This is a genomic window from Sulfitobacter sediminilitoris, assembly GCF_010667575.1.
Lineage (GTDB): Bacteria > Pseudomonadota > Alphaproteobacteria > Rhodobacterales > Rhodobacteraceae > Sulfitobacter > Sulfitobacter sediminilitoris.
On the sequence record NZ_JAABNT010000001.1, the window covers coordinates 458,629 to 473,165 of the forward strand.

Genomic DNA, 14,537 nt, shown 5'->3' on the forward strand with positions numbered 1-14,537 from the left:
ATCAGGCTCCTTTGAGCGCAACCTGACGTGTTGTGACGGCCGTGACAAGGTGGCCATCCACCGCATCAAACCGGCCCGGCAGGCGGTCGCCTGCTGCAAAAGGCCCTGCTGGCCTGACGAAAGTTGCCGTGAACCGTTGGGCCGTCAGGTCAAGCGTGACGTCCATGTGATCAAAGCCAAAGAGCATCCGTGATGCTGGGTATTGCGCCTTGTAGGCGGCCTCTTTCGCGGAGAAAATCAGTTTCGCCAGCCGCGCCTGCTCTGGTCCGGCAATCCGTGCGATTTCCGCGTATGAACAAATGGTCGAAAGCAGGCCAGGCGTCAGATCGGTGTTCGGTTCAATATCCAATCCAATAAGCAGTGGCGCATCGGTGACAGCCGCCGCACAGAGCGTGTCGCTGTGCGAGATGCTGCCTTGAATACCCGCAGGCCAGACAGGTGCGCGGTCTTCGGTGGCGGGGATGGATCTGGCATCCAGCCCAAGCCCCGCCATGGCTGCCCGTGCTGCCGCACGTCCGGCAGCGAATTCATTCCTGCGGGCTGGAAAGGCGCGGGTCAGATGGGCGTCTTCTCCCGCCATAGGCTCAGGCTGCCGGACACGGGGGTCCGTTACCGCAATAGACACAGGGCCGTCAAAGAGCGTGGAAATAACCGCTTGGGCCTGGTCCAACCTGTCCGGGCTGCCCAACTGCATCACGCACCTGCCCTACTGCGTCCGGCACGCATCGCCCGACGTTTGGACATGGTTTCGGTCTTGGCCGGTGCAGGCTCTGGCGCTGGCGTCGGTTTGGTTTCGGACTTACCGCCGATCTTGTCGATATGCGCGGCCAGTGTTGCAAGTGTTGGGAAACGGAAGATATCGGTGATCGACAGCCTGTCCGCACCCAGCGCCGCGCGGATATCGCGGTGCGCTTGCACAGCCAGAAGGGAATGTCCGCCCAGCACAAAGAAGTTGTCCTCTCTCCGGATATCGGCGACGCCCAGCAGCGCCGTCCAGACCTGAGTGATGGCCACCTCGGCCCCGCTTGCCGCAGCGGCGGGTGCCGACGTGGTTGTGGACTGGCGCGGTTTCGGTGCAGGCAGCGCTTTGCGGTCGATTTTTTTGTTCGGCGTAAGCGGCATGGTGTCCAGCGTGACGAAGGCGCTGGGGACCATGATCGCGGGCAAGTCCTGAGCTAGTTTTCCTTTGACTGCCTCTTCGTTCACGGGTCCGCTGGCCGTGACATAGCCGACAAGTTGCGCCCCGCCGCTGGTCTCTCGGGCAATGACAACAGCTTGGCTAACGCCCGGTTGCTCTGCCAAACGGGCTTCGATCTCGCCCAGTTCGATCCGATGCCCGCGTATCTTGACCTGCGCATCGGCACGTTCTGAGAAGTGCAGAACGCCCTGCGCATCCCACGCCGCCAAATCGCCGGTGCGGTAGAGCTTGCCATGGCCGAATGGATTGTCGACGAAGCGCTCCGCCGTCATCGCGTCGCGCTGCCAATAACCCAGGGTGACACCGTCACCGCCGATCCACAATTCACCTTCTATACCAATAGGTTGTGGGCGCATGTTAGCACCAAGGACAAAGACCTGCGTATTCGCAATCGGCGTGCCGATGGGTGCAGTCGCAGCTTCGCTATCCGTAACCATCAGCGTGGTTGACCAAATCGTTGTTTCGGTCGGGCCATACATGTTCTGGATCGTGGCCCCGGAGCACGATTGCAGCCCTTTGACCAATGAGCCCGGCAACGCCTCACCCCCGATCATCAGGTGCTTGATGCGGCCCAGTGCCATGCGGGCCTCGTCATTGCTGACCAGCATCTGCGCCATGGAGGGCGTGCATTGCAGATGGGTAACGCCATGCCGTATGATCTGCGCCGCGAGAGAGAAGTCGTCTGCATCCAGCGCGCCGTCCGCGTTGGACAGCTTGAGCACTTCTGCAAGTGGCTTTAGCCCTTCCATGACAAGTGCGGGATCAATGCCATAGTCGATCAGGCAGGCGATTTCATCCACCCCGATGCGTTTGAGTTCCTCCACTCGCGCCACACCATCGGCCACGGTGCCAAAAAGGCCGCTGTCGTTGAAGTAGCGCTGAAATGCAAATTCAAGGATCGCGTCAAGTTCTTCGTCCGACAGGCCCTCAAGGTTCAGATCAAAAGCGTTGGTCGTCCCCTCGGGCCGTTTGAAGGCCGGGAAGGCCCAAGCGTATTGCTTGATCAGCGCAGCGGCCGCGCGCAGGTAATCCTTCATCGGGCCACGGGCAATCGCTTCAGCGTGTTCCCGGGTATCGGAAAGAAAGCTGTGCAGCATCAATGTGACGGTGAAATCCGCGGGATCATGGCCCGCATCGCGCAGGGCCTGATGGTAGATCTTGATCTTGTCAGCAACCTCATCAATCGACTGGCCCAAGAGATGTGTCAGAACATTCGCACCGATCTCGCCCGCTTCTTTCCAGGTTTGCGGGTTCCCGGCGGTGGTGACCCATACCGGCAATTCCCTTGATACCGGACGCGGCTGTGTGATGACCGCGTGCATCGTGCCATCCTGTTTGGGGAACTCGACCGGTTCGCCCCGCCACAGTGCGCGCAATTGGTCGATGGCAGCATACATTGCAGGCTTATTGGCCGGCGGCGTGTTCTCTGGTCGCAGGACGAAGTCATCGGGCTGCCAGCCAGATGCGATGGCCAGCCCGACCCGACCGTTGGTCAGGTTGTCGATAACCGCCCATTCCTCGGCAATCCGGGCAGGATGATGAAGCGGTGCCACGCATGACCCTGCCCTGACAGCAAGGTTCTGTGTCACGGCGGCGACTGCAGCACCGGTCACGGATGGGTTGGGATAGGGACCGCCGAAAGCGTGAAAGTGCCGCTCAGGCGTCCAGACCGCGTTGAAACCATGGGCATCGGCGAATTTCGCGCCCTTCAGCAACAGTTCATATTTTTTGGGACCAACGCCATCGTCGTTACCCCAGTACATCAGGTTGAAATCCATCTTGCGATCAGAAATCGCGATCGGACCATTCGACACCAGCGTGCGGCTTTCATCACCCGCCAGCACCACCTTGAAGCCACGTGCAAGCGTCCAGAACAGCTCAAGCACCGAGATGTCAAAACTGAGAGAGGTGACCGCAAGCCAGACGGCACCGGCCTCATAGTCAATCCGGTCGTCCATCCCGGCAAAGAAGTTCGCAACATTGCCGTGGCTGACCATGACGCCCTTGGGCGTCCCGGTAGAGCCGGACGTATATATAAGATAGGCCAGATCGTCGGCGGTCGCGGTGGGCGACGGATTGTCCTCCGGTGCCGATTGCAGGGCGGGATCGCTGTCAATCAGGACGACCTGCGCATCGTGCCGGGGCAACTGGCCTGCCAATCCGCTTTGCGTCACGATCAGCGGTGCTGCACTGTCTGCAATGTAGTGAGAAATGCGATCGGTGGGGTACGTGGGGTCAAGCGGCACGTAGGCGCCACCAGCCTTCAGTATACCTAGCGCACCGACCAACAGGTCAACGCCACGCGAAGTGTATAGACCGACGGGCGTGCCAGCTGTCGCGCCGCGTTCACGCAACAGGTGCGCCAGCTTGTTAGCACGGGAGTTGAGCGCGGCGTAGCTGAGTGTTTCACCCTCAAAAACAACGGCTTCTGCGTCGGGCGTGGCCGCCACCTGAGCCTCGAATGCCGCATGGATTGTGATGCGGTCATAGTCCCGGTCCGTTTCGTTCCACGTCTCAAGTTGACGCTGCTCTTCAGCGGCAGGCAATGCAATGACTTCCTCACAGGTGCGCGCGTTCCCAAGGGCGGCGAAAGCGGCTTCAAATCGCGCTGCAAGCAGGTCCGCGCCCTCGTCACTCACGCGGGTCGCGTCATGGGTCATGCGCACTCTACCATCGGAGAGGCACAGCGTGACCGCAGCGCCTACAACCGCCTGATCCGAGAATGACAGCGCAACGGCAGGTGTGCCAGTGTCTTCAATTGCGGGATCGCGCAGCGGCAGATCAAGGGCAAACCCACCCTTTTCCCCGGCACGGTCCAGTTGCCGAGAAACTTGGTCCTGCACATTCGCAAGAGGATCGGCCCTCTGAGCGGTCAGTGTTAGCGGGATCCAGGACGCGACGAGAGGATGCGCGGCATTTACAGGCAGGGCCATCATGCCCGCCTCAGCATTGGCGCTGCGGAGCAGCACAAGGCCCGCAGCAGTGGCAAGCGCAGATGAGGGAGTATCGGACGGGCAGACCAAAGCGCGGTCTCTCAAGTCGGCAGCGACAGTCGCCGCGCTGACAAGCGGCACATCAATCGGCGTGAAATCCGCCAACACGCTCCGCCAATGAGCCTCATCCTTGACATTGAGCTCTGCGAGATCGGGCTTGGCAATCTGGTCTCCGACGCGAATGCTTTTCGTCAGATCGACGGCATCTCCGTTCAGCGCCGTGAGGCCGCGCAGGGTGACCGGCACTGTCGCCGTGCCAATCGTCACTTCGTTCGCTTTAACATCAAGCACTTCACCTGCCGGGTTGGCAGGTCGGTCGCACAGGGCAAGGTCGCCCACTCGCAGGAACGATCCGTCCAGACCAAGTTTAGGGGTCGTCAGCGGGTTCCAGTACGTCCCGAAATCAAGGCCCCGAACAAGTGCGGACAGCACATTGGCAGGCTGCGAGAAATCCAGCAGGCCCATGTTTTCGGGCCGCTTGTCCCTTGAGAAATAGCTGCGCTCGTCAAGATCCTGAGCCGACCGCTCCAACGTACCGGACTCCAGCTGCGCCAACACACTGGCAAAGCTCTCCATGCCAGCGGCGTAGCACTTGGAATTCAGGCTAAAGGCCGTCTCATCCGGTGCAATGTCGACCATTCGCTGTTCCAGCAGGTCGCCTTCGTCCACCCCGCCTTCGATCACGTGCCAGCTGACACCGTGGGTCCTTTCCCCATTGATGATGGCCCAAGCGGGCGTGTTCAGCCCGGCGTAGCGGGGCAACGGACCATCGTGAAAGTTGATCGCCCCCTTGGCAGGCAGCGCCAGCACGTCATCAGGGATCATCCGCAGGTTGGCGATACTGAGCAACCAATCCACATGCACAGCCGTACTCAGCAGCTGACGCGGGTCTGAATGCACGGCGATCCCCTGCCCCTCGGCCCAGTCGCGCACCGTGTCATCCCGTGAGACAACAGCCACGACGTTGTGACCGCCTGCGCGGATCATGTCGCCGCAGGCAATTGTCAGGGATTCGTCACCCATCAGAACAACGGTAAAGCCGCTTGGATTAAATGTGGCGGTCATGATTTTTCCTCCGATACAGGACGGCGGGAGAGTTGCTGCGGGCGCTCAAGCGACAGGCCAAGGCCAAAGCGCATGAGGTCGCGATAAAAGCCGCGAGGATCTTGGCGGGGGCGCCCGGTCAGCGCACATCGCGTGGTGTGGATGGCACCCCCTGCAAGTTTGGCAAGAAAGGCAGCTGCGGCGTATAGGCGCCCGTGATTCTTCACGAAATAATGACGGCGGGACGCGTACCAGTAGGCTGGGATACGCTCCCACGTTTTCATCCCGGTTGAGACGGATCCAATGTGGACGACGCGTGCGTGCGGCAGATACCAGCATTCCCAGCCAGCATTCGCGCCGCGCTTGCAAAGGTCTGTTTCTTCGAAATAGAGAAAAAAGGTCTCGTCAAAATGGCCGATCTCTTCCAGCATCTTGCCCCGGATCAGCACACTTGCCCCTGCAACCCAATCAACGCGTGCAGTTTCGGTCGGCAGGTCGGGGGCCACGACAGAGCGCCGCAGCAAGCGCGTGATCGGACCAAACCGTGCGGCCCCCTCGAACTCGCCCGCGATGGAAGTGAACCGGAAGGCGGTCGTGTGATCAAGGTTGTCTTCGCCGCGCACATGGCTGCCTGCAAACCCGGCCTTCGGCGTGTCCCGCAAATGCTGCAAAAGTCGGGGCAAACAGCCCTTGTCCGGGAAAGCGTCAGAGTTCAGCAAATAGAAATAGTCAGGCGCGCTGCCATCGGACATGCCAGCGGCAAATCCGATATTGTTTCCCGCGCCAAAGCCGCCGTTGGTGTCTGACAGGATCAGACGCACGCGGTTGTTTTGGTCCCATCCGCGTTCTGAAATCTCGCGCGTCAGGATCCCGGCAGAACCGTAGCCAGAGGCGTTATCCACGATGACGAGTTCCGCATTCATCCCTTCCATGTCGGCAAGCGCGGCCTGCGCCGCGCGCAAGGTCATCTGCGGCGTGCGGTAATTGAGGATGATCACCAGGATGCGGGGGCTGTTGGTAAGCTCTGTCATTCGGCTGCAGTCGCCTGGTGCCAGACGTCGTCCTTGTCTTGAAGTGCCGCTGCGATGACCTCACGCAGCTCCTGCGCCAGCGTGGTGACATTCGGGGCCAACACCATGCTCACGTGATCGCCAGGCACTTCGATCACTTCCATATGGGGCGCGTATTTGCGCCAATCGTTGTCCTCTAACACGTACTCACGTTCGGAACTGACCCATTTATCTGCTGTGACTTTCCAATGCTTATCAAGCGGTGGCCGGAACAATGTCATCGGCCCGTCCCACATCGGCGTATCATACTTCGCGACCCCTTCGAGGAATCCCGCCTGCACCTTAAGATCGTTGAACTCGGCACTGCCGCCGGTGTCTTGCGGTGGCACGCCTGCGCGCTTGTGTTTTTCCCACGCCCAGCGCGCCTTGGCCCATTCGGCGAAATACGCGGGCCCCTTGGTGCGGATTTCGGCCAGCTTGATCAGGGCCTTATCGGGACGCGTAAGACTGGGTCGCACCGGCAAAGGCGTATCAAGCAGGGCCAGCACGCCGACCTCCTGACCCATGGCGCGCAGTTGTTGCGTCATCTCGTAGGCCGTGACGCCGCCACCGGAATACCCCGCCAGCAAATATGGGCCTTCGGGCTGCACGCGCCGTATCTCGTCCAGATAATCACGCGCAGCGTCGGTCATGTCGTTATGGGGTGGCGTGTCGCCGATCAGGCCACGGGCCTGCACGCCAAACACCCGACGTTCTTGCGCGATGGGCATCGCAAGATGCCGCAGGTTCAATACGTTCCCGAACATGCCCGCCACGATAAAGAGCGGTGCCGCTTCCTTGTGATCGCTTTGGTTCAGCGGCACGAGGAATTCGAACTTCTCTGCCGGAGCAGACGCACTCTCGGCAGCGCCAGTTGTCCCTGTGTCGCCGGTTTCAGCCGCGATCAGAGCAGCGCATTTGGCAATGGTCGGGGCCTCGAACAAAACAGAGATCGGAAACTCGACCTTGAATTCGCGCTTCACCTGCGCAAACAGCCGCACAGCAATCAGGGAATGGCCGCCCAGGTCAAAGAAGCTGTCTTCAACGCCTACGGGACTGACGCCCAAGAGGTTTTCCCAGATTTCGGCCAGACGTTCTTCGATCCCGTTGCGAGGGGCCACATATGAGCCGTCAAGGTCTGGTCGTTCGAAGCTTTGGCCCGCAGTGGTTTGCTCTTGCAGGGGCGCATTGGCTTGGGCGATCAGATCATTCAGCGGCAAGGAAGACACCATGATCTGCGGTCGCTTCAAGCTCAAAGCGCGGCGCAACGCAGCAGGCCCTTCATGGGCACGGATGCCTTGGGATACCATATAGGCAAGGCGTTCTTCGGCAGGGCTCAGATGTTGTTCTTCCCGGTCTTCGTCCGCAAATCGAACCTCTGCTGCAGAGAGCGGCGCGATGTCAAAACCGTCTTCCAGCCGCTTCATTGCGAATTCGTTGACCTCGACCAGAACCTTGCCGGATGGATCACAGATCGTGACGTCGAACCGGGCAAAGTCATCACCGCCCTGCCCGTCAGACAGCCGCACCCAAGACTGGACTTCGGCGGGCAACGGTGCGTGGACCCGGATCAGACCGTATGAGACCGGTACCCACAGATGGCGGGCGTCATACCCCAGCGCCAGACCGATGGCCCAGCCTGTTGCAAGGTCCATGAGACCGGCATGCAGCAGGTGGCCGTCAAGAAGGTCACCGCGCACATCATCGGGCAAGGCGAGGCGGGCAATCCCTTCGCCTGCCCCCATCGCCGTTTCCCGCAACACATGCCAGCGCGGGCCGAAATCAAGGTGCGCTTCCTGAGGGGACCGCAGGCGGTCGGCGGCATCGGCCCGCTCGACGCGGTCGCACCGGGCGCGGATCGCATCCAGATCAATCGATGCTGCACGCGTCTCGGTGATTGGTCCTAGATGCGCCTGAGCGTGCAGCTGCCAGCCAGGACGGCCCTGAAGGGTGCAATCACTGCGCAACTCAACGGCAAAGCTCTCGCCTTCGGGGCGCAGCGTGACCTGCATCTCTCGTGCTGCGCGGTCATCCACCGGCATAGCGCGCAAAAAATAGAGGTCGCGGATGTCAAAGCCGGACAGGCCCTGCGCCATCGCCGTTTCGGCCAACATCTCGATGAAACCGGTGCCGGGCAGGATCGCCTGCCCGTCTTTTGTGCGGTGTTGATCCAGCAACCAGTTCTCAGTACGGAGCGGCGCAGTAAACACCGGGTCACCAGATGCATCCGCCCCCGTGGTCTTGATAACAGCCGCGTCGATGGGTCGAGCGGGCAGCACATCGCTGGCCCCGCCGCCCAATGCGTCAGCCGCCATGCCAACATCAGCCCAAACGCCCCAGTTGACGGCAACCACACGGGTCTTTGCATTTCGACGTGCGGCGGCGAAGGCATTGAGCCAAGCATTGGCGGCAACGTAATCCGTCTGACCGGCGGCCCGCGTCGCGGTGGAGGTGGACGAAAACAGGACCAGTAATTCAAGCGTACCATCGGGCAGCAACTGATCCAAAACCCGCAGGCCCTGCACCTTGGGCGTCAGCACCGCATCCATTTGCGCGTCTGTCTTGGCCAGCAAAGGCGCATCGTCCAGCACCCCAGCGGCGTGGATGACGCCAGTAAGGCTACCGTGACGGGTGTTCAAATCTTCGATCACGCGGCGCATCTGCGCAGGATTGGCAACATCGGCATGGGCAACTTCGATCTGGCCGCCCCTTGCCTGCGTTAGTTCTTCCAAACGCAGGACGGCCCGCATCCGCCGTGCTGTGCGGTCGGTTGTGCCATGGTGCTTTAAGTAGCCGCTCCATGCGGTACCTTCCGGCATGGCCTCGCGGCTCAGCAAAACCACGGTGGCCTTGTGCTGCCGCAGGATGTCGGCGGCCAGCGTTTGCCCAATACCACCAAAGCCGCCGGTAATCAGGTAGGTACCGTCATCGCGGAAGCTGTCGGCTTCCTCTGGCTTGAGCGGCAGCGCACGGTAGCCCAATTCGAAGCGTTTCTCGCCCCGATACGCGGCAATCGTGTTGGCAGGGCTCGCCAGCATGTCTTCAAGCAAGCGGTCTGACAGCCGGTCCTTCTCGGTATCAACTGGCACGGCTTTGCTAAACCAGCTCTTCTTGAGCGGCGTGGGCGGCTCCTGTGGTTCGATGTCAATCTGCGCGGCCGTCACACCGGGCATTTCGCGAGCAAAGACACCCACCGGACCAGAGATCAACGCCTCTTCAGGGTGCGGCACAGCCTCATCACGGACCTGCGCGGCACCGGCGGTGAAGGCGCTTATGTGCAGTGGTTTTTCAAGCCCCGCCTCGGTTAGCGCCTGGGCAAGCCATGTCAGACTCCAGAAACCCTGTTCGATGTTGCGGTCAAAGACCGAAGACCCCGGTCTGGGTTCAACATGATCATCGGTCAGCCAAAAATGTCCAATCCGGTCCGGCATTAAATCGCGTTCTTTGAGTGACGCGATCAACTGATCGTAAACTTGGCGCCCCTGTTCTGCGGCAAGCGTGTATCTGTAGTCATCCAACTGCGCAAAAGCATCCCCTGCCTGAACGCCGATGACCGTATGGCCCGCGTCGCGCAGACGCTGTTGAACAGGTGCCGCCAGCCCCGCATCATCCGCAAAAATCAGCCAGGTCAGCGGGGTATCCCCAAGCTCGACCGTGACGTCTATGTCAGTGTCGGCAAAGCGGGGACGCCACGCGGGAACAGACCCCCAGTCTTCGATATCGTCCAGCCGGGTCAGCGTTTGACGTGGTGCCGATACAGCGGCAGTTCCCGGCTCGATAAAGTATCTGGCACGCTGGAACTGGTAGGTCGGCAGTATCACGCGGTTGCGTTTAGCCTCGCCCCAGATCTGGGACCAGTCAGCCTCAACCCCGCAAGCCCAAAAACGGCCAATAACCGAAACAAAGTACATGTCATCCGCGATCTCATGATCGGGATGGCGCAGGGTAGAAATCACTTGGCCCGGGGCGACGCCCGCATTCGTCTGGGCAAGCGCGGACAGAGCTTTGCCAGGCCCAACCTCCAGATAGACACGCTTGCGCGGCGTACTCAGCGTAGTAATGCAATCAGCAAAGTGCACGGTATTGCGCAATTGACCGACCCAATAGTCAGGGCTGGTCGCCTGTTCTGCCGTCAATGGCTGGCCAGACCGGTTCGAGATCACCTGTCCGGTCGGGGCCTTGAGATCCAGCTTGCTGAGGAAATCGCGGTAGTGGGCAAGGATGGGTTCCAGCATGCGCGAATGCGCTGCGATGTCGATGGCGATGCGTTGGTATTCAAGGCCTGCGCCGTCAAGGCGGACCTTCATCGCGTCAAGCGCCGCTTGCGGGCCCGAAACAGCGATCAGTTCAGGCGCGTTGATCGAGGCGATATCAAGGTCGGCCCCCAACAGTGGCTCAATCGCTGACAGAGGAGCGGAAATCGAAAGCATCCCACCTGCGGGCACTTCATCAAAGAGACGGCCGCGCAACAGGACAAGATCAATCAGGTTTTCAAACGACATCACGCCGGCAAGGCATGCAGCTACGTTTTCGCCCATGGAGTGGCCGACCATCGCGGCGGGCTGAACACCCCATGACATCCACAGTTTGGCCAAGGCATATTCAACGATGGCGATCAGGGGAAGCTGGACAGAAGGCTTTTTCAGCGTCTCCGTCGCTTCATCCATCTTCTCGGCCTCTGGGAGCCAGAGTGCGCGGATATCATAGTCGAGCTGTGGTGCGAGATGCGCCAGCCCGCGATCCATATACTCAGCAAATTCCGGTTCGGTCTCGTAAAGGTCGCGTGCCATGCCCGCGTATTGCGCACCGCCTCCGGGGAACATGAAGACGACCTCTGGGCTGTCGCCCAAGGCCTCATGGCTAAACACCCGGCGCGTATCGTTCTGCTCCAGCAGGTTTGCCGCTTCCTCGTGAGTCTCCGCAACAACGATCCGTCGTTTTTCGAACGCACGGCGGCCACTCTTGAGGGTGTGGGCGACGTCCGCAAGCGGCTGTTCGGGATGGGAGCGCAGATGAGCGGCCAGTGCTGACGTGTTGGCATCAAGCGCGGCCTTGGACACCCCCGAAATGCACAACACATGGAAGGGCCAATCGCTTTCCTCGGATGCCGCACGTTCGGGCGCCTCTTCAAGGATCATATGCGCATTGGTGCCACCCACCCCCAGCGCGTTCACCGCGGCCCGACGGGGCGTCTCTTGTGTCGTCCATTCCGTCAGGCTGTCGTTCACGCGAAAGGGCGACCCGTCAAAGGGGATCGCCGGATTGGGCGCCTCATATCCCAGTGACGGTGGGATCTGCTTGTTATGAAGCGCCAGCGAAGCCTTGGCGAGGCCCGCAACACCCGCAGCAGTGTCCAGATGACCGATGTTGGTTTTTACCGAGCCGATGCGGCAGAAATCGGTGGCGTCGGTTTCGGCCCGGTAGGCTTCGGTCAGCGCGGCAACTTCTATCGGATCACCAAGGTATGTGCCGGTGCCATGGCATTCGACCATCCCGATCGATTGCGCGGCCACACCTGCCGCATCCAGCGCCTTTGCGATGGCCTGGGTCTGACCATCCACGGACGGGGCAAGATAACCCGCTTTGGCCGCACCATCATTGTTGACAGCAGAACCTTTGATGACCGCCCAGATGTGGTCGCCGTCTGCAATTGCATCGGACAGGCGGCGCAGGGCAACGGCCCCTGCCCCTGATCCAAAGACCGTGCCTTGGGCGCGATGGTCAAAGGCGTGGCAATGACCGTCAGGTGACAAAATCTCGTTTTCCTTGAACTCGTACCCGCGGCCATGGGGCAATTCGATCGTCACACCGCCTGCCAGCGCCATATCGATCTCGCCCGCACGCAAGGCCTGACAAGCGTAGTGGATCGCGACCAAGGATGTGGAACAGGCCGTCTGCAGATTGATGGATGGGCCATGCAAATCGAACACATGGCTCACGCGGGTCGACAGGAAGTCCTTGTCGTTGCCCGTGTGGCGCAGCAAGAACATGCCGACGTCGTCCACCAGATCAGGGTTCGAGCAGATGTTGAAATAGAAGTAGCTCCCCATGCCGCAGCCCGCATAGACCCCGATGGGACCGGTAATTGTCTCAGGCGGATGGCCCGCCTGTTCCATGGCTTCCCATGCCACCTCAAGAAACTTGCGGTGTTGGGGGTCCAGAATGGCGGCGTCCTTGGGCGAAAAACCAAAGAAATCCGCGTCGAATGTATCAAAGCCATCAAGAACGGCGGCGGCAGGCACGTAGTTTTTGCGCGCGATATTTTCTGGGGATTCTCCTGCGTCCAGAAGTTCTTGTTCAGACAGACGGCGAATGGACTCAACCCCGTCGCGCAGGTTGGCCCAATAGGCTTCAACCCCGTCAGCACCGGGCAGGTTGACGCCCATGCCAACAATTGCAATGTCGTCCAGAATGGGACGGTCGGCTGAGGTGTTCATCTTACAAATCATCCCATCACCCGATTTGCACCGAGCATGAGTCCCCATTGGTTAGTTAAGTACTGCCGAGCAGGGCTACAGGGCAAATTTGGCATTTTTGTGCCATTTCGCCGGTCGAAGACTGAAAACACTGCATTTTAGCAAAAGTATGAGGATTCTTTTCAGGGGAATATCATATCAATATTCTCATCAAAGGGGGATTATTGACGCAGCGTTAACAATCGCGCCACATTCTGCAAGGCTGCACCCCGCGTATCCCTTTGGTGGCGCACCGGGGTCTAAAGGACGGTCCGCTTGTCTCGTGGTTTACCATTACCCCCGATTGCCGCACCTGAAAGCGCGAATTTCGGGTGGCCGGTGACACGTGGCATACGTTTTTCCGCATGCCCCAGAACAGCCCCAGCTGTGAGCCAAGTCAGCGGCGTGAGCGTTGCGTTCAAAAGCATATCCATCATGGTGATGCCCAGGATCAGGCAAAGCGGCGCGACATACGGCGATACGTCCGCGTCTCTGTTGCGGCGCACGTAAATCCACATCAGCAGCAGGGGCAGCGCCAACAAACCCATCTCGCAGATGTAGCCAAGCCAACCAAACGTCCCAAAGATAATGATCCAGCGACCATCGGGGATACTCAAAATCTCGCCAGTCTCCGGGTGCCGGATCAGGCTTCGCCCCCAACCACCCCAGCCAAAAAGCGGCTTTTCCGCTGCACGGGCAAGCAGTTGTTCTTCATTGTTAAAGCGGTAGCCAAGCGATTGTGCGCGCTCCGGGCTGATCGCTTCGGCCTGCGCAAGAATTGCTTCCAGCGGCACCAGTTGAAAGTTGCGCAGCATTGGATAGGCCACGGCGATAAACGCGAACAGGGCAGCCAGCCTGATTTGCCAACGGATCGGGGCAAAAAGGATGATCGGGGTCAGCACGGCGCCATAGGCCAGCGACGCGAGGCTTTTACACAAAACCAGAAGCACACCAAGATAAGCGGTCAATAGAAACACGCGCCAGCGTTCCAAGGGTGGCGCACTGCGTGTCAGAGCGGCTGCCGCCAGCAAGCCAGTACAAACAAACAGCGCCAGCCAAAGACCGTGCGGCAGGAACACAATTGGCCTGAAGCCCCCCGCACGCATCATCTGTTCAAATGAGTGCTGGAAGAACCCGTAGACCCAGACGTTCATCTGCGGGCTCAGGCGGATCTCAATAAGCGAGGGCACGGAATAAATCAGCGCGCCCACCATCAGTGCGAGAAGTATTTCGCGCAGCCCGTCCTCTGAGGACAGAAACTGCCGCGCCAGCAAGAACGGAACCAATGTCAGCACCTGTGCAATCAGGACAGAACCAATGTCGCGTACAGACTGGCCCGGCAATTGATCCACCATGAACAGGATCGGATCGGCATTGCGCAGAATTTCAAATATGATCGGGTCTGTGTTGGTGAGTGTTGTGGGTACGGCACAGAGGATCAATCCGAATACCAATAGCCGTGCAACGCGCGAGTCCGGCAACAGGTTGACCTTCTGGCGCATGGCAAAAAGCATGATCAGAAGCACGCTAAGGTTCGGGATAGAAATCTTGTCCATCGCAGGCACCAACGGCAGGTTGAACTCCGTCAGGGGCGGCAGGAAGAGATATCCGCCCAATATCGACCAGATCAACGCCCGCTCCACCTTCTGTGTTCGAAACAGGACAAGGCAGACGACGGGCCAGATCGCCAGCATCAGATATGCAATTGGGTTGCCCATGAGGTTCCTGTGATTACCCGCGTGCCGCAAAAATTAGCACTTGGCCCGACGCCTGTCATCCCGGTAGATTGCGCACAGGC

5 protein-coding genes are annotated in these 14,537 nt (G+C 60.0%); all 5 read right to left on the reverse strand.

What is annotated here, in order from left to right; translation table 11 throughout:
• Window position 1 precedes the first annotated feature (1 nt).
• The 5 genes from GV827_RS02245 to GV827_RS02265 all read right to left on the reverse strand — a co-directional run bounded on the left by GV827_RS02245 (window position 2) and on the right by GV827_RS02265 (window position 14,457).
• Complete coding sequence (locus tag GV827_RS02245) at window positions 2-694, reverse strand: 4'-phosphopantetheinyl transferase family protein (RefSeq protein WP_164352051.1); 693 nt, start codon at window positions 692-694, stop codon at window positions 2-4.
• Window positions 694-5,256 carry a MupA/Atu3671 family FMN-dependent luciferase-like monooxygenase gene (locus GV827_RS02250; RefSeq protein WP_164352052.1) on the reverse strand — a complete coding sequence of 1,521 codons (4,563 nt, stop codon included), beginning with the start codon at window positions 5,254-5,256 and terminating at the stop codon, window positions 694-696. The genes GV827_RS02245 and GV827_RS02250 overlap by 1 nt, the downstream gene beginning before the upstream one ends.
• Window positions 5,253-6,266 (reverse strand): glycosyltransferase family 2 protein, encoded by a 1,014-nt coding sequence (locus GV827_RS02255; protein WP_164352053.1) that lies wholly within the window; start codon window positions 6,264-6,266, stop codon window positions 5,253-5,255. The genes GV827_RS02250 and GV827_RS02255 overlap by 4 nt, the downstream gene beginning before the upstream one ends.
• Window positions 6,263-12,721, reverse strand: a complete 6,459-nt coding sequence (locus GV827_RS02260) for a type I polyketide synthase (RefSeq protein WP_164352054.1) — start codon at window positions 12,719-12,721, stop codon at window positions 6,263-6,265. The genes GV827_RS02255 and GV827_RS02260 overlap by 4 nt, the downstream gene beginning before the upstream one ends.
• Before the next feature lie 278 nt (window positions 12,722-12,999).
• Window positions 13,000-14,457 (reverse strand): hypothetical protein, encoded by a 1,458-nt coding sequence (locus GV827_RS02265; protein ID WP_204325670.1) that lies wholly within the window; start codon window positions 14,455-14,457, stop codon window positions 13,000-13,002.
• Window positions 14,458-14,537: the final 80 nt, after the last annotated feature.